Genomic DNA, 18,571 nt, shown 5'->3' with positions numbered 1-18,571 from the left:
TTTCCACAGGTATTACATATTTTTTTTCTATATTAGAAATACAGTAAATTCTATCATTTTATTTTATGCCCTGAAACGAATTTACTCTAAAATGTACGCTATGAAAAAGTTAATTCTGATACGACACGGCAAATCGAGCTGGGATTTGCCTTTTAAAGATTTCGACAGGCCTTTGTCTAAAAGAGGTCTTAATGATGCGCATTTGATTTCTGAAAAAATCACAAAGGATCTTCCCAACCGTTTTATGGTGTGGAGCAGTCCAGCAAAACGCGCACGCAATACCGCTATTATATTTACACAACACCAGAACATACCTTCTGAGCTGCTTATCGTTAATGATGATTTGTATACTTTTGATGTTAAGAAATTAGCTGCTGCAATAAAAAAATGTAAAAACGAACATCCGAATCTAATTCTTTTCGGACATAATAATGCTATTACGGATTTTGTTAATAAATTTGGAGATAAATCAATTAGAAATGTCCCTACTGCAGGTGTCGTGATTATGCAATTTGATGAGGAGAATTGGCAGGATATCAGCAAGGGAAAAATAATAAAGACTATTTTTCCAAAAGAATTTAAAACATGATCATCTCAGAAAAGAAAAACAAATATCTTGACAGAGAAAAAAGTTGGCTGGCTTTTAATGAAAGAGTATTGCAGGAGGCGGCAGATAAAACGGTTCCATTACTGGACCGATTGCGCTTTTTAGGCATTTTTTCTAACAATCTGGACGAATTCTTCCGGGTGCGTTATGCTACTATCCGCCGTATCACACAGCTCAAAGACGGTCATAAAAAAATCATCAACGGGGTGAGCGCCGGTGAACTGCTGCACGAAATTACCGAAATAGTAATCCATCTTCAAGCACAAAGTCTTGAAATTCTCAGTGAAATAGAAGAACAGCTGCAACAGGAAAATATTTACATTCTCGATGAAACACAGATCGACGAAGAACAAAAAGTTTTTGTAAAAGAGTTTTTCATCCATGAAATAAGTGCCGATTTGGTTACGATCATGCTCAACGATCTAGCAGAATTTCCTTTGCTCAGAGATCCCAACGGATACCTTGCCGTAAAAATGATTCTCAAAGACGAAAGTAGCAATCCGAAACCGGAAAGAAAACGCACGCGTTACGCCATTATAGAAATTCCGAACCATATCAACCGGTTTGTAGAACTGCCTACAAAAAACGGTATTCAGTACGTCATGCTTATTGATGATGTGATGCGTTTTAATCTTGACAGCATTTTTTCTATTTTTGATTACGAAAGTGTATCTGCTCACATGATCAAAGTAACAAGAGATTCTGAACTGGACTTTGATTCGGATCTTCACAAAAGCTTTATTGAGAAAATTTCTACGAGTGTCAAAGAAAGAAGTATTGGCGAAGTGGTGCGTTTTGTATATGACAAAAGCATCGAAAATGATACGCTGCAGTTTTTTCTTGAAAAAATGGAGATTGAAGCAATTGACAGTATTATTCCCGGCGGACGGTATCACAACAGAAGGGATTATATGAAGTTTCCGAATCTCGGTAGAAAAGACCTGTTGTCTAAAAAATTGATTCCGCTGCCCGTAAGCGGTCTGAATCTCGAAGGAAGCCTGATTCATCAGATACGCGAAAAAGATTATCTGGTACACACTCCGTATCAATCTTTTAATTATCTGGTACGTTTTTTAAGAGAAGCCGCTTTAGATCCGAAAGTTACTGCTATAAAAATCACACTATACCGGCTTGCAAAAAATTCACAAATCATCAGCTCGCTTATCAATGCCGCGAAAAACGGTAAAAAAGTAACGGTACAGATAGAATTGCGTGCCCGATTTGACGAGTCGAGTAATATTTATTATGCCGAGTTAATGCAGACAGAAGGATTGCATCTTATTTTTGGTGTAAAAGGCTTAAAAGTACACAGTAAAATATGCCTTATTGAACGTCTTGAAAATAAAAAAATCCGTCGTTACGGTATCGTTTCTACTGGTAATTTTAATGAGAGTACTGCAACCGTTTACACGGATGTTGCCCTGCTTACCGCCCATCAGAAAATTTTGAAAGAGGTCAGCAAAGTTTTTGACTTTTTTGAAGTAAACTATAAAATTCAACGTTATAAACATCTGATCATTTCTCCGCATTATACGCGTAACCAGTTCTATAAACTTATTGATCAGGAAATCGAAAATGCGCTGGATGGCAAGGAAGCGTATATCCGGCTGAAAATGAACAGCCTTTCCGATTATAAAATGATTGACCGTCTGTACGACGCCAGCAGAGCCGGAGTAAAAATACAGCTGATTGTAAGAGGTATTTGCTGTCTGATTCCAGGTATAGAAGGCATGAGTGATAATATTGAAGCCATCAGTATTGTCGATAATCTGCTGGAACATTCCCGTATTTTTATTTTTGGCAATCAGGGTGATCCTAAAGTGTATATTTCATCTGCCGATTTTATGACCCGGAATATCGACGAACGCGTAGAAGTCACCTGTCCGATTTATGATGAAGATCTTAAAAAAGAATTAATAGATTGTTTTAATATCTGCTGGAGCGGTAACGTAAAAGTACGGCTTCACTCGATGGATTTGTCCAATAAATACAGAAAGGCTTCTGAATCTGAAAGATTCCGTGCACAATTAGAAACTTATAAATACTACAGAAACCAGTTAGATGTAGTTTTGGATTGAGATGATTGAAATAAAAAAATATGCAGCAATTGATATCGGATCAAATGCAATGCGCCTTTTGATAACGAATGTTATTGAAGAAAAAGGTAAAAAAACACAATTCAATAAAAGTCATTTAATCCGGGTGCCAATACGTCTGGGGCAGGATGCCTTTACCGTTGGAGAAATATCAGAAGAAAATACCCAGCGCATGATCAAGGCTATGAAAGCCTATAAGCTTCTTATGGAGGTTTACAAAGTTGAAAAATACGCTGCCTGTGCTACCTCTGCGATGCGGGAGGCATACAACGGTTCGGATCTGGTCAAACTCATCAGACAGGAATCCGACATCCGTATTGAGATTATTGATGGCAAAAAAGAAGCCATGATCATTGCTAATTCCGATTTAAAAACCTTTATCAACTCTGAAGGTAATTTTCTATATGTAGATGTAGGTGGCGGCAGTACAGAATTCACTTTGTTTTCTGATGGTAAACAGATGGCTTCCAAATCGTTTAAAAACGGTACGGTTCGCCTTCTGAATAATATGGTTACCGACACGGTATGGCAGGAAATAGAAAAATGGATCAAAACCCAGACGGCGATGTATCCGCACATACAGCTCATCGGATCGGGTGGCAATATCAATAAGTTATTCAAGATGTCGGGCAAGACTCAGGATAAGCCGCTTACAGCTGCTTACCTAAACGGACAATTGAACTATCTGAATAATCTTTCGTATGAAGAAAGGATTTCTCAGTTAGGATTAAATACGGATCGTGCCGATGTAATCATCCCGGCAATCCGCATTTATGCCAATGCGATGAAATGGAGTGGCGCCAAACAAATTTATGTACCTAAAATCGGACTTTCTGACGGTATTGTAAAGGCACTGTATTATGATAACTCCGGTTTAAAGATTCATGATTTATCCGTAAACGAATAGTACAGACTATTCGTTTACGTTATAAGATTCTCACAATGCGTTTTTCCATTTTTCGCGGTTTGCGATACGAAGCAAAACGCTTTACCGGAACTCCGTTTTTATCAATGAGAAATTTGGTAAAATTCCAGTTGATGCGCTTTCCGAAAAAACCGGGTAACTCTTTTTTAAGATACGTAAACAACGGATGCTCATTAGCCCCATTTACTTCAACTTTTTCAAAGACAGGAAAGGTAACGCCGTAATTTACCAGACAGTTGTCCTGAATTTCTTTTTCATCTCCGGGTTCCTGATTTCCAAACTGGTTGCATGGAAACCCTAAAATCACAAGTCCTTTATTTTTATATTTTTTATAAAGCTTTTCCAATCCGGCATACTGAGGGGTAAAACCGCATTTACTTGCCGTATTTACGATCAATAGTGTTTTCCCTTCATACGTGCTGAAGTCGATTTCCTTTCCGTTTATGGAAAGTGCTTTAAAATCATATATAGGTGCTTTCATATTAAATACATCTTGTTGTAAATATAAATTTTTTCTCTCTATTTTTTTCATTTACTTTTGAAATACAAAAAAATAATGCATGAATCCTTCAAAAAGTAACTGGATTGCAAAATATTTTAAAGAAACCGCTTTACATCATAATGAAATGGTGGAGGAAACGGCATTTTATGATGAAATCAGGCAATCTGGTTTTACATATGGCTATACTTCAAAGATACCCATTACTTATGTGAAACACAAACAGTGGACCACTGAAGAGAAAGCCAAGATAACATTACTACATATTTTATATAAAACCTACGTACAGCAAACGCATGACAGCAATACAGAACGTTTTTTATCCAGAACTATTGCATTTTATCAAACATTAGACCAATTTAAAGCCTCTTACTTTTTCGATTATATATTGCCGTCTGTCAATGATGAAAAAGCAGGACTTGAAAAAATAATTAACAGCCGGGTACAGACCACGAGTAATATCATTGAACGCAATTTTTCGCACAACCTGTCCAATGCCTTATTGTTTGTAGACATACTCGCTTTCAGACGGTTCTTAAATGATGAAGAGAATGTGTTATTATACTTTAAGGAACTGGAACAGACCATACTGGAACTTGTATATTATGCTTATCAGCAAAAAACACAAAAATCCAAATATGACGAATTGATTCTTGATTTGTTTGAAAACTCTATCCGGTATACGAAAAAGGATTTTAAAAAACCTGAACTGGATACCATACGCTTTTCTACCTTTACCAGTATATGGGGTAAAAATTATTTATTAGACATTACCAACTGCGTCATGTGGTCCGATAAATTATTAGAATCGGCTGAAATACAATTTATTTATAAAGTAGGTAAACTTCTTTCTTTACAAAATGAGGCTATTAAAAAAAGTTTGATTGCCATTGAAGTTTTTATTCTTGAAAATAAGGAAGATATCCCCTATTTTCAGTTTTCACACCCGATAAAAAAGTTTTATAAACACACTTCTAAAGCGATTCTGCTTTTACTCGAGCGGAATAAACAAAGTCTGGCAAAAGAATTAAGCAATAATAAAGAATTACTTTTGTTGCTTGCAAAAGCAACCCATAAAAATCTGGATACACAGGAAAAGAAACGCATCAAAAAACAGTTGATTGAACTCAGTAAAACGATTCCGTCTCTTACCATTTTTATCTTACCCGGCGGTAGTCTGCTGCTTCCTTTACTCATTAAGTTTATGCCGCAAATCTTACCGAATACTTTTAATGAAAATCTCGAAGATTGATTCTTTATCCCACATTTTTCCCAGATATTTACTACTCTTTTTTCAAAAAAAAGTGGTATAAATTACACTTTTATCTCTAATTATCAATCCCTTGTTGTGCATTGTTAATAATTTCTTAATTTTGCACATCCTTTTGGTCGGATAATAAAATGTAATTTCGCAGCTGAAAAATTTTTCTACAATGAACAACAAAACTACTTTACCAACAACAGTATCACTAAAGAGTTTACTGTTATTTTTGATTACTCTTTTTTCCGTAATTACTTCTGCTCAAACATCAGAAGTCGTTGTGAGATGGAGTACTGCAAGCGGCACAGGTCCGAACGGATTAGGTATCAGCCCGCTTACACCATCATCAATCAACGAAAACCTTTCATCAGGCGGATTGATACGAGGAAGTGCTATTACAGTACAAAATACCCCTCCAGGCGGAGTACCGTTATGGGGAGGTACTGGAGGATGGAGTACGAATAACAATGCGGGACAATCAAGTGATAACTTTAGTTTTTATTTTACAGTCACGGTAAATAACGATAGTGAACTTGACCTTACCCAGCTCAAAACGAATACCAGAAGATCAAGCAGCGGACCAAACGGCTACCGCTTGTATTATTCCATCAACAATGCTGCTTTTGTACAAGTAGGAACTCAATATGCTACGCCTGCTACCGGAGCACAAGGAAGTGTAACTACAATAGATTTAGAATCTTTACCTGTACTTACTGCTAACCAGACCATTAAATTCAGAATAACTCCATACGGGTCGTCAAACGGAAATTACTTTCTGATCAATGCCGATGCTATCGTTATCGAAGGAATTCTTTCTACTACAAATACACCGTGTACAACACCTGTACCTGTAGCAACAGCTCAGACTTTTTGCAGTCCTGCTGTTGTAGGAGATTTACTGGCAACAGGAAATGACATCAAGTGGTACGCCACAGCCAGCTCTACTACCGTTTTGACCAATACTACAGCTTTGGCTACCGGAACTTACTATGTAACACAGACACAAAACAATTGTGAAAGTCCTAAAAAAGCAGTAGAGATTACTGTAAATCAAACTGCTGTTCCCGGTGGTGGTGCCAGTCAGGCATTTTGTAATCAGGCAACCATCGCAGATATTACGGTAACGGGTACAGATATTAAATGGTATGCCAGCCAGACATCAACCGATATATTAGCATCGACAGCTGCTTTGAGCAACGGAACCACTTATTATGCCACACAAACAGTAAACGGTTGTACAAGTGTTAGAAAAGCTGTAGCCGTTACCATAAATACGACTGCTGCTCCTGCAGCAGTCAATCAGACGTTCTGTAATCAGGCTACTGTTGCCAATCTTACCGCTACAGGGACTGCTTTAAAATGGTATGCAACAGCTACGGCAACGACTGCTTTGACAAGTACAACAGCATTGACGAACACTACTTATTATGTTTCTCAAACCTTGAACGGTTGTGAAAGCCCCCGAACGGCTGTTCAGGTAAACATTAACCAGACAGCACAGCCTGTGGCATATGCTCAAACCTTTTGCGGAACCACTACAGTTGCCACTTTACAGGCAACCGGAAGTTATATCAAATGGTATGCGACGAACAGTTCAACTACGGCTTTGACGAACAATACTGCTGTAACAACAGGTACTTATTATGTGACACAAACCATTAACGGTTGCGAGAGTTCAAAAAAAGCAGTCACAATCACTGTAAATCAGACAGCGCTGCCTACTGCCACAGATCAGGTATTTTGTAATGAAGCTACAATCAATAATCTGACTGCAACAGGTACTGCTGTCAAATGGTATGCATCAGAGACATCTACACAGGTTTTAGCAAGCACAACAACTTTAACAAATAATACTACTTATTACGTAACGCAAACCATCAATTCCTGCGAAAGCGGTAGAAAACCGGTATTGGTTACGATTCATCAGACGGCAATTCCTACAGCTACAGATCAGGTATTCTGTGCTCAGGCAACAATAGCTGATTTATCTGCTACGGGAACAGCATTGAAATGGTATGCGACCAATTCTTCAACGGAAGTATTACCGTCTGATACAGCATTGACAAACGCAACTACCTATTATGTTTCTCAAACACTGAACAATTGTGAGAGTGCTCGTAAAGCTGTGATGGTTACGATCAATACTACACCAATGCCTACAGCTACAGATCAGGTATTTTGCACTCAGGCAACTGTAGCTGATCTTTCTGCAACAGGAAGCACCATCAAATGGTATGCTTCTCTTACGGCAACTGAAGCATTACAATCCAATACAGCATTATCAACAGGAACTTATTACGCCACACAAACAGTTAATTCATGTGAAAGTGAGCGAAAAGCAGTAGCAGTCACTATTCATCAGACACCACAGCCAACTGCATCTTCTCAGAAATTCTGTAGCGGTGCTACCCTACAGGATCTTACAGCAACAGGAACATCCCTAAAGTGGTACGCCTCGGCAACCTCTACTGAAGTATTAGCGTTTGATACTATTTTATCAACCGGGACCTACTATGTTACCCAAACTATAGAAATGTGTGAAAGTACACGAAGAGCAGTAACAGTTACCGTTCATCAAACGCCTGCTCCTACGGCAGCTACTCAGACATTCTGTGCAAATGCAACTTTAAACAGTCTATCCGCTACAGGACAAAATATCAAATGGTATGCTTCCACAACATCGACGGAAGTATTACCCGGCACAACTGTTCTTACTACGGGAACCTATTATGCTACACAAACGCTTAACAATTGTGAAAGTATCCGAAAAGCAGTTGCTGTAGTCATCAAAGATGTGGTTACGCCTTTAGCAACACAGCATATAAACGTATGTAATGCTGCAGTGCTGAGCCAGCTCAACGCAATGGTAAACAGTACCGGAATCATTAAATGGTACGCTTCTTCTACAGCCCAGACTCCTCTTTCAGAGGCTACTGTACTGACTTCAGGTACCTATTATGCGACACGCACTATTGATCAGTGCGAATCTCAAAAAACTGCTTTTCAGATTACTGTATTACCTGCATTGAACAAACCATCAGCTGCTCTGCAAACCTTCTGTGGCAGCGCTACAGTGGCTGACCTTGTAGCACAAGGTGTAAACGGAGCTACCCTTTCATGGTATAGCAGTGCCACAGCTCAGGAAGCATTATCAAATGAAACCGCCCTGACTACCGGCGTGTATTATGTAGCACAAAACCTCAATACTTGTTCTTCTGAAAGACGTGCAGTTACTGTAAAAATTATTAATATGACTGCACCGCAGGTCAATAATTTTCAGTTTTGCGGAAACGCAACGGTAGCAGACTTATATATTATTGCCCCTACAGGTATTACGTACCGATGGTATACAACTGCCACAGCAAGTACAGCTCTGACTCAAAATACCCAATTGAGTACTACTACTTACTATGTAGCAAAAGTAGAAGCAGGTTGTGAATCATTGCGCAAAGCAGTTACTGTCACTATTAACAGTATTCCGGATTCTCCTACAGGGAGTTTATCACAAACGTTTGAGGAAGGTGCTGTTATCGGAGATCTTGTTATGGATCAGCTGAATGTTGTATGGCATATCACGTATAACGATGCTGTAAATGGTTACAATCCTTTGTCTAATGGAATGCCTTTACAGAATAATAAAACGTATTACGCTGTAATCATCGGTACGAACGGATGCCCGAGTTTACCAACTCCGGTAACTGTTCAGGTAACTTTAGGTCTTGACGGTTTTGATAAAGATGCCCTGAAATTTTATCCGAATCCGGTGGAAAACAGCTTAACAATCCGTTATTCAGAAATCTTAACCGGTATAGAAATATATGATATGTCCGGAAGAAGAGTTGGAAAAGAAGTAACTTCTTCAACGGAAATCACAACAGATATGAGCCACCTTTCTGCAGGAGTTTATATGATAAAACTGACTGCTGACTCAAAAGAACAATTGATAAAAGTCATTAAAAAGTAAGTTTTAAATAAAACAAAAAAAGCTGTCGGATGCGACAGCTTTTTTTTATTCTAAGGAATAGAATTAATGCTACTATTATGTTATTTTATATCTGTTCAAAAAAATAGCAAAAGAACTGAAATACACTTTTACTCTAAAAAAGAAGTATCCCAATCCAAAGTACTGTCATACCAAAGATGTCCGTTTTGAACCACTAATGGAGATGCTATATTATTGGTATAAAGAGCACCGGTTCCCAATCCCTGAGGCATATCATTTTCTAAAGTAAACGTCCATTGCGCAATGGCATTTAAACCAATATTGCTTTCAAGAGCAGAAGTTATCCACCAACCTATACCATATTTTTCTGCCAGAGCAATCCATTCTTCGCATCCTTTGATTCCACCTACCAGACTCGGCTTTAAAATGATGTATTGTGGCCGGATTTTGAGCAATAGATTTTCTTTATCATCAAAATGTAAGACGCCAATCAGTTCTTCATCCAAAGCTATCGGAAAAGGCGTATTTTTGCATAGCTCTGCCATACTGTCATACTGTTTTGTTTTGATAGGCTGCTCTATACTATGTAATTTAAATTCAGATAATTGATTTAATTTATATAAAGCATCACTTGAATCAAAACCACCATTTGCATCTACCCTTATTTCCATTACTTCAGGTGTATACCGATTACGGATATAACGGATTAATTCCATTTCTCTGTCAAAATCTATCGCTCCTATTTTGAGTTTAACACAAGAAAAACCATGGGCCAGCTTTTCATCAATCTGCTCTTTCATAAAATCAGGATCACCCATCCAGATTAATCCATTTATAGGAATGGCTTTTTGAGAATCAGTAAATCTGCCGGGAAACAAAATATACGGATTTTTACTTTGCAGGGAAAGAAAAGCCTGCTCTATTCCAAACTGAATTGAAGGATAGGATCTCAATGCTTCCCACAATGCCTCTTTACCTAAATGGATATGATCACACACCCATTGCAATTTGTCTGAATAATCCAATACATCATCATAACTTAATCCGCGCAGAAGGCCACACTCTCCTATTCCTGTTTTTCCATTTTCACGCAATATCAGGAACCAGGTTTCCTTTTCTGTCATCACACCTCTTGAAGTGCCAGAAGGCCTTTTAAACTGAAGTATGTATTTGTTAAATGTTGCTTGTATCATGTGTTTGTTTTTTAACGTACAGATAAAAAAATTGGACAACTGAAATACATCAGCCATCCATTTTTTATCTTCTAATAGTTCGTTTTATATCTCGAGAGCATCACCAATTTCCAACAAGACCAAATCCTTTTTCTTATTGGCAAATTTTTGAATGGCTACTTCTTTTTCTATTTTAATAAATCCGAAAGTGTCAAAATGGTATCCCAACACACGATCTACTTCTAAAAATTCTGCTGCGATCGTTGCATCATCAACATCCATTGTAAAATTATTACCGATTGGAAGAATTGCTAAATCTAAAGGTGCTCTCATCGGTATCAGTTTCATATCGTATGTAAGAGCTGTATCTCCGGCAATATAGACATTCTTTTCATCGGTTTCAATCACAAACCCACCCGGATTGCCGCCATAAGTACCATCGGGAAATGAACTGGAATGAATGGCATTGACATATTTTACTTTTCCGAAATCAAAATTCCACGTTCCTCCATGGTTCATAGGATGTGTTTTATAGCCCTTAGCTTCATAGTAAGAGGCAATTTCAGCATTGGAAACAATTACTGCTTCACTGTTATTTTTTACGATAGTTTCAACATCCAACACATGATCTCCATGAGCATGCGTCAGCAATATATAATCCGCTTTTAAGGATGAAACATCAATATGTGATGCCCGTTCATTAGCTGAAATAAAAGGATCTACAATGATGTTTCTTCCGTTTACCTCAATTCCTAAAGAGGCATGTCCGTAATACGTTATTTTCATATCTTTTTAGTTTAATAGTATTGCAATTGCAAATAACAGGGTTATAAAAAAGGTACTTAAAGATACTCTTTTTAATTCAGGATCTAAATTTCTTGGATCAATAACTGTGTTAACAACTTTCATATTTTTTATTAAAGGCACAAAACCAATCAGATAAATGTATTGGTACCCTTTAAAATTCATCCATAGTGCATAGGTATTTAAAGCAATCACCGCTACCATAATGAGTGAAAAATGGTAAATACGGGCTTTATTGAATCCCATTTTTACAACAAGAGTATTTTTATTCATAACGGTATCGTTGTGAATATCCCGCATATTATTCATGTTGAGTACGGCTGTACTGAGGCATCCGATGGTAACTGCGGGTAAAAACACGCGGAAGTCTAATTGCTGAGCATACAAAAAATAAGACCCTACCGTACTTACCACACCAAAAAACAGAAAAACAAAAATATCTCCGAATCCTCTGTAGCCATACGCACTGCCACCTACTGTATATTTGATCGCTGCCGCAACACAGGCCACACCCAGTATAAAATAGAAAACGGCCATAGCAAACTGTTCTTTTCCAAAGACAGTAAAGATCACCGCTAATGCGCTTATCAGAGAAAGAGTTGCCATAACAATAATAGCTTTTTTCATTTGGCCAGCAGTAATTTCTCCACTTTGTACTGCTCTTTTCGGGCCTACACGGTTTTCATTATCGGTTCCCTTTACAGCATCACCATAATCATTGGCATAGTTAGATAAGACCTGTAAAAATAATGTTGTCAGAAGGCATAAAATAAATATGCTCCAAAAATTCTGTTGCTCGTGATAGCTTTGATACGCACAAGCCGTACCGGCTATAATACCTGAAACAGATAAGGGCAGTGTACGCAATCGCGCTGCTTTAATCCACTTTTTCATAAAAATTATTAATTCCCAAAGGTACTCACTTTATTACATCCACGGCTTATTTTTACTTTCAATTTCATACAACCAGTAATTTACTCTTTCATTTATTTCTTTGTAATCGCTTACTGTAAAATGCAGCGTACCGCCAGCTGTATAAATCGTAAGACTCCCTATATTATTTTTCCGATGCCACTGGTATTGATATGTTCTGATTTGTTGTATTTTATGAATTTCAAGAATAGAATATTCAACATCCCAAAACCCTCTTTTAAATATGATAAATTCTTTATCCGCATACAGAAATGCATTTTTATAGGTAATGATCTGATAGAACAACAAAAAAACGAAAACCGGAGGCAGTATCCACAAATATGTAGGATCATAATATTGATAAATGACAACAAAAGCTACCATAACAGGCAATAAAACAAACCAGATAATGTGCAGGATGCATTTTCTGATATGAGGTGCTATACCGTTGCGCTTTTCAAACATTTTGTTGAAAATCTGTTGTAATACAACTTCTTTTTCAGCGGGAGAAACTCCCGGAATATCAATACCTATCCCCTTTTTCTTATCTCCTTTATCAGAATCTGACTGTAAAATTTTTAACTCCAGAACTTTTAGCAGTTTCTGAAAATAATTCTGTGAAATTTTAACAAACTGTACGCGCGGTGGTCTTACAATGATGTTTTTTGTTTCTAATAATCCATAAGAAATGAGTAAAGAATCATTTTCTAATGAAATCTTATAATTGTAATATTTCAGAATGGTTCTTGTAAGGTTTACCAATATCACTATAACAATACTCATTACAACCCCGATAACTATTAGAAATCCTGTCATATTGGCTGCTGTATAATCCATCACCTCGCTGTATATGGATTGATCATCTTTTTTATAATAGTCATCAATCTTCTCTATAAGCTGAAACAGCAACAGAATGATAAGCAGAAAAGTTTGTATATAATGCCTTGTAAGCCCTATTTTTATAAGACTGCCTAAAGAAATGGCTACTTTTTTATAGGCTTCATCAGCAATGTTTTTTTCGGGAACATCTTCTTCAACAGAGGCTTCATCTGATGCGGTCCTTTTTTGGACCAGGCGTTCTTTAAGCGCCTGAGCAACTTCGGCTGAAACCGCTTTTATCGTAACTTCTGTTTGAGCCGATCCCGCAGTATCAATTTCAGTCTGATACACATTGAGAAGGCGGTGTAACAGTTTCTGATTTAGATTTACCTGTTGTATTTTATCAAGCTTGATGACAGTTTTGTTTTTATTGAGCCAGCCGCTTTCAAGAATAAATTCTTCCGTATCCTCATTGATATAAAATTTAAAGTAACGAAAACGAATATAGTTGTTCAGGATAATAAACAGCAGGATGATGACAAAACCAATTATATAATATCCTATTTTATCTTCCCTGCCGCTCTCTCTGAGTAAAATAACGAATAAAAGAGGAATAAATGCTTTTAGATTTTTCCCCAAAGAATACCCAATCAGCACAATCAAGCCAATTTTTGATTGTCGTTGGGGGACAGAAAGGTTCAGTGTGCTACGCTCCATTAGACGGATCTTTTGACTCTTGATGTATATCCTGAACGGTTTCATCGTTTTCGATCTCCTGGATTTTATTGAGCAGCAGGTCTTTTATGTTTTCTGCCTTTTGCCGTTCAATTCCGGGAATCGCTACCTGTTTATTGGTACTTGACGCTGTAAACATTTCTATGGTTGCCAATCCAAGCATTCTGGATAAAAAACCTTGTTTGAGCACCACATGCTGAAGCCTGTTGTAAGGAATGATTTCATTGATTTCAGACAATATCCCTGAACGGTAAATCACATCATGCGTACGGAAAGCAAAACTTTTTCTCTTAAAAGAAACTATAGAAAATACCGTGTTGAGTATGATGAGAACGATTGTTGCAACCGCAATCAGTATATGGTATTGGTCTATTTCTTCTTTGTCTAAAAAATAAACAGCTATTGCCGCTAAACCAATAAATATAAGATTGGCAAGTACAATATTAAAATAAACAACCTTGATGTATTTTTGCGAAACAGGTGTTAAATTTGTTTGCTGATATTGCGGCAATTGTCCTATATCAATAATCTCATTAGAGAATGAAGTCATATTTTGGGTTTTCTTCAAAAATAATGCATTTGAAAGTATAAACAAAAAATCCCGGAAAAAACCGGGACTTAATTTTTATAATTTATTGTCGATTATATGCTGTACAACTTCAGGATTGATCATGGTAGAAGTGTCTCCAAAATTATCCATCTCGTTGGTAGCAATTGAGCGCAGAATACGGCGCAAAATTTTCCCTGAACGCGTTTTTGGCAAGTCATCTACAAACTGTATTTTATCCAATTTACCGATAGGACCGAAATGGCTCGTAATCAGCTGATTGATTTCTTTACGAACATTCTCTCTATCACGGCTTGTTCCTTCAGCTTTAAGGGTTATGTATCCATATAAAGCATTTCCTTTTATTTCGTGCGGATAACCAACCACTGCACTCTCTGCTACTGCCGGATGCTGATTAATCGCATCCTCGATCGGAGCAGTTCCGAGATTATGCCCGGATACAATGACTACATCATCTGTTCTTCCGGTAATTCTATAGTAGCCGACTTCATCGCGTAACGCACCGTCTCCTGTGAAATAGGTACCCGGAAAATCTGAGAAATACGTTTTTATATACCGCTCATGATCCCCCCATATAGTGCGCGCCATCGATGGCCATGGAAATTTAATACAAAGACTTCCCATTACCTGATTTCCGGTAATTTCCGTGTTTTTTTCGCCCATAAGTACAGCCTGAATCCCCGGAAGAGGTAGTGTCGCATACGTGGGTTTTGCCGGCGTTACATACGCTAAAGGAGATATCATGATGCTTCCTGTTTCGGTCTGCCACCAGGTATCCACAATAGGACATCTCTTTTTACCAATGAAATCGTTAAACCAATGCCATGCTTCTTCATTAATAGGCTCACCGACAGAACCCAAAACTCTTAAGGATGATAAATCATGTTTGGTAACATGTTCATAATCTTCCGTCATAAGGGAACGTATAGCAGTCGGAGCAGTATAAAACTGTGTAACTTTATATTTATCAATTATTGACCAGAATCTTCCGGCATCAGGATAGGTAGGTATTCCTTCAAACAATACTGTTGTAGCTCCGTTTAACAAGGCACCATATAACAGATAAGAATGCCCTGTAATCCAGCCTAAATCAGCTGTACACCAAAAAACATCATCATCATTGTTGTGAAAAACATTGTTAAAGGTATAAGCCGTCTGAACCATATATCCTGCCGTAGTATGAACCATTCCTTTAGGTTTTCCGGTTGAACCCGAAGTATAAAGAATGAATAACGGATCTTCAGAATCCATTATTTCAGCGATATTTGTTTCTTCTGCTTCTTCATAAAGAGGTGCCAGCCAGATATCTCTGCCCTCTTTCATGCTCACTTCCTCACCCGTTCTTTTAACTACTAATACTTTTTCTACAGAAGTTTCTTCTTTTATCGCTTCATCAATGATGGTTTTTAATTGAAGTGTTTTAGCACCCCTGTAACTTCCATCAGCTGTGATGATCATTTTAGCACCGCAATCTTTTACGCGTGCATTGACCGCCGCCGCAGAAAAACCTGCAAAAATTACAGAATGTATGGCTCCGATACGGGCACATGCCAGCATAGCAACTGCCAGTTCAGGTATCATAGGAAGATAGATACATACTCTGTCGCCTTTTTTTACCCCCTGACTTCTCAGCACGTTTGCCATTTTCGCTACACGTGTGTATAATTCATTGTAAGTAATGATCTGTTCTTTTTCTTCAATACTGTTCGGTTCAAAAATAATAGCGGGCTTATCGCCTCTTTTAGAAAGATGTCTGTCGATACAGTTTTTAACAATATTTACCTTACCTCCTAAAAACCATTTAATCTCTCCTTTGATCATTTCAAACTCAAAAACCTTTTCCCATCCCTGATACCAAAGAAAGTTTTCTTCTGCTATTTTCCCCCAGAATTTCCTCGGTTCTCTAACTGATTTTTTATAATGTTTAAAATATTGTTCTAAATCACTAATTTTATAGTAACTCATAAGATTACGGTATTAAGTATATGGTTATTTTATGTCTTTTTTTGAAAAAAACTAATTTACAAAAGAAATCTTACAAAATGTAAAATCGCTTTGATTTTTATATGTTATTTATAAATACCTTTGGTAAAAATTATCACATGATTACAAATAATGATATCTTAAAAAAATTACGCGTAGCCTTACAGTTGCGTGACGATCAGATTGTAGAAATTTTAGAATTGGTTGATTTCAGAGTTTCAAAAGGAGAAATAGGTAATTTCTTCAGAGCAGAAGATCATCCAAAATATATGGAATGCCAGGATCAGATTCTGAGAAATTTTTTGAACGGTCTTGTTATTTATTTAAGAGGAACTAAAGAAAATCCTAAAAATCCTCAGGAGGTTTTAAAAAAGAATAAAGAGCAGATGCACGCCGGTAAGGAAAACAACAGTAAACCAAAACCTGTGATTAAAGCATCAAAAGAAACACCTAAAAAAGAAGAATTTAAACCTAAGAAAAAAACATTTAGTGCTAAACCCAATGTTTTAGGAAATATTAAATTTAATAACGGCAAAAAGAAAAAGGATTAGTTTTCACTAATCCTTTTTTATGTTTTACTGTACTTCAGCCAATAACTCTTTGGCGTGGTTGATAGCAGAATCCGTTATGTTTTTTCCAGACAGCATCTGTGCTATTTCTAAAATGCGCTCTTCTTTTGTCAATTGTTTGATTTCTGAAACCGTTTGTTCCATATCGTTGTCTTTACGAACTTTATAATGCTGGTTTCCTTTGGCTGCTACCTGAGGTAAATGGGTAATGGCAAAAACCTGCATTTTATGCCCCATCTGTTTCATAATATTTCCCATTTTATCAGCCACATCTCCTGATACTCCGGTATCAATTTCATCAAATATAATGGTTGGCAGATGAAGATAGTTAGCCAAAATTGCTTTAATGGCAAGCATAATACGTGACATTTCTCCGCCTGAGGCTGTCTTTTTCATAGAACCAAGCATCATGCCCTTATTGGCAGAAAACAGCAATTCTATTTCATCCATACCGTTTGATAAAAAAGTATCGGATAGTTTAAGATCAAACTGAAAATGGGCATTTGGCATGCCCAAAGGACTGATTATTGCTTTGATTTCTTCCGTCAACGCAGGAATGATCTTTAACCTGCTTTCATGAATCTGTTTTCCAAGGTTTCTTAAGCTTATTTCCGCTTCAGAAATCTGATGCTGCAACGCTGTAATTTCTTCTGAAATGCCTTCTGCCTGAAAAACCTTTGCATTCAGTTCGTTTTGAATGTCCAATAAAGCTTCTACGGTCTGCACCTGATGCTTTTTTTGCAGGTTATAGATGTTCTGCAATTTACTGTTGATCAATTCTAACTGATACGGATCTTTTATAAGTCGTTCATTTGCCAGTTCGGCCTCATGTTTGATATCATTGAGCTCAATTTCTACACTCATCAATCTATCTGTCAGTTCCTGATAGTCTGATGCAATTGGTGCTACTTTCAGCAAACTACTTTTTATTTCTCTCAGCAGATGCAGTACACCGTATTGTTCATCATTGAGAACCGCAATGGCTTTTTCTAAATGTTCGTTTACAAATTCTACATTGTTGAGTTTCTCAAATTCAGATTCGAGCTCTTCCTGTTCACCGGATTTTAGTTCTGCACTAATAAGTTCCTCAAGTAAAAAAGTATTGTAATCCTGTTCCTTCAACAAAGCCGCCTGTTGGTTTTCGAGTGTGTTGAGTTGTTTTTTTGCTTTTTTATAAGCCTGTAGCTGATATTGGTATTCTGAAATTAAGGGTCGTGTTTGTGCAATGGCATCAATGATTTCTATCTGATAAACTTCATTTGTAAGTTCCTGAGTCTGATGCTGAGAATGGATATCGAGCAACTTATCTCCCAAGGCCTGCAAAACATTCAGATTTACCGGACTGTCATTTACAAAAGCTCTTGATTTTCCGGAAGGTAAAATTTCCCTACGCACAATTGTCTGCTCCTCATAATCAATATCATTTGTTTCAAAAAAAGGTTGCAAAGTATAATTGCCAATCTGAAATTGTGCTTCTATAATGCATTTTCCATCTTTATCTCTGAGTACACTCAAATCAGCACGTTTTCCTAATACCAAACCTAAAGCATCGAGTAAAATAGATTTACCAGCCCCGGTTTCACCAGTTATGATTGAAAACTGATCAGAAAAAGCAATAGAAGAATACGCTATAAGCGCGTAATTTTTAATAGATAAGTTTATTAACATACTGTTTTCA

14 protein-coding genes are annotated in these 18,571 nt (G+C 37.2%); 6 read left to right on the top strand and 8 right to left on the bottom strand.

Features of this window, described 5'->3' with window-relative positions; genetic code table 11:
- Positions 1-100: 100 nt before the first annotated feature.
- The 3 genes from QW060_RS05160 to QW060_RS05150 are packed head-to-tail and all read left to right on the top strand — an operon-like array spanning position 101 to position 3,610.
- Positions 101-589 (top strand): SixA phosphatase family protein, encoded by a 489-nt coding sequence (locus QW060_RS05160; RefSeq protein WP_290362585.1) that lies wholly within the window; start codon positions 101-103, stop codon positions 587-589.
- Positions 586-2,685, top strand: coding sequence for a polyphosphate kinase 1 (gene ppk1 / locus QW060_RS05155; RefSeq protein WP_290362584.1), 2,100 nt, complete (start codon positions 586-588; stop codon positions 2,683-2,685). The genes QW060_RS05160 and ppk1 overlap by 4 nt, the downstream gene beginning before the upstream one ends.
- Before the next feature lies 1 nt (position 2,686).
- Entirely contained in the window at positions 2,687-3,610 is a 924-nt protein-coding gene (locus QW060_RS05150; protein ID WP_290362583.1) for a Ppx/GppA phosphatase family protein, read from the top strand.
- Between the two features lie 19 nt (positions 3,611-3,629).
- Here the strand turns inward: QW060_RS05150 and QW060_RS05145 are convergent, their stop codons facing one another.
- Complete coding sequence (locus tag QW060_RS05145) at positions 3,630-4,109, bottom strand: glutathione peroxidase (protein ID WP_290362582.1); 480 nt, start codon at positions 4,107-4,109, stop codon at positions 3,630-3,632.
- A 79-nt stretch (positions 4,110-4,188) separates the two neighbouring features.
- Between QW060_RS05145 and QW060_RS05140 the strand changes: the two genes are divergently transcribed.
- The gene (locus QW060_RS05140) at positions 4,189-5,379 is read left to right on the top strand and encodes an LETM1-related biofilm-associated protein (RefSeq protein ID WP_290362581.1); all 1,191 of its coding nucleotides are present in this window, start codon (positions 4,189-4,191) and stop codon (positions 5,377-5,379) included.
- A gap of 181 nt (positions 5,380-5,560) precedes the next feature.
- The gene (locus QW060_RS05135) at positions 5,561-9,352 is read left to right on the top strand and encodes a T9SS type A sorting domain-containing protein (protein ID WP_290362580.1); all 3,792 of its coding nucleotides are present in this window, start codon (positions 5,561-5,563) and stop codon (positions 9,350-9,352) included.
- Between the two features lie 128 nt (positions 9,353-9,480).
- On the opposite strand, the gene menC is transcribed toward QW060_RS05135, so the two are convergent.
- The 6 genes from menC to acs form a co-directional block, all read right to left on the bottom strand.
- On the bottom strand, positions 9,481-10,521 hold the full coding sequence (menC, locus tag QW060_RS05130) for an o-succinylbenzoate synthase (protein ID WP_290364695.1): 1,041 nt from the start codon (positions 10,519-10,521) through the stop codon (positions 9,481-9,483).
- Between the two features lie 87 nt (positions 10,522-10,608).
- Complete coding sequence (locus QW060_RS05125) at positions 10,609-11,289, bottom strand: metal-dependent hydrolase (protein ID WP_290362579.1); 681 nt, start codon at positions 11,287-11,289, stop codon at positions 10,609-10,611.
- 6 nt (positions 11,290-11,295) lie between these two features.
- Positions 11,296-12,201 carry a 1,4-dihydroxy-2-naphthoate octaprenyltransferase gene (gene menA / locus QW060_RS05120; protein ID WP_290362578.1) on the bottom strand — a complete coding sequence of 302 codons (906 nt, stop codon included), beginning with the start codon at positions 12,199-12,201 and terminating at the stop codon, positions 11,296-11,298.
- A gap of 33 nt (positions 12,202-12,234) precedes the next feature.
- A complete protein-coding gene (locus tag QW060_RS05115) occupies positions 12,235-13,755 on the bottom strand; it encodes a PH domain-containing protein (RefSeq protein WP_290362577.1) in 1,521 nt (506 codons plus the stop codon).
- Entirely contained in the window at positions 13,745-14,323 is a 579-nt protein-coding gene (locus QW060_RS05110) for a PH domain-containing protein (RefSeq protein WP_290362576.1), read from the bottom strand. Before QW060_RS05110 ends, QW060_RS05115 begins: the two co-directional genes overlap by 11 nt.
- Positions 14,324-14,398: 75 nt before the next feature.
- Positions 14,399-16,306, bottom strand: a complete 1,908-nt coding sequence (acs, locus tag QW060_RS05105; RefSeq protein WP_290362575.1) for an acetate--CoA ligase — start codon at positions 16,304-16,306, stop codon at positions 14,399-14,401.
- Between the two features lie 140 nt (positions 16,307-16,446).
- Between acs and QW060_RS05100 the strand changes: the two genes are divergently transcribed.
- The gene (locus QW060_RS05100; RefSeq protein WP_290364694.1) at positions 16,447-16,875 is read left to right on the top strand and encodes a DUF1456 family protein; all 429 of its coding nucleotides are present in this window, start codon (positions 16,447-16,449) and stop codon (positions 16,873-16,875) included.
- Between the two features lie 24 nt (positions 16,876-16,899).
- Here QW060_RS05100 and recN read toward each other — a convergent pair whose 3' ends face one another.
- The gene (gene recN / locus QW060_RS05095) at positions 16,900-18,561 is read right to left on the bottom strand and encodes a DNA repair protein RecN (protein ID WP_290362574.1); all 1,662 of its coding nucleotides are present in this window, start codon (positions 18,559-18,561) and stop codon (positions 16,900-16,902) included.
- Between the last annotated feature and the right edge of the window lie 10 nt (positions 18,562-18,571).

The sequence above is a fragment of the Paenimyroides ceti genome, from assembly GCF_030409925.1.
This window is presented reverse-complemented; position numbering and strand designations above follow the sequence as displayed.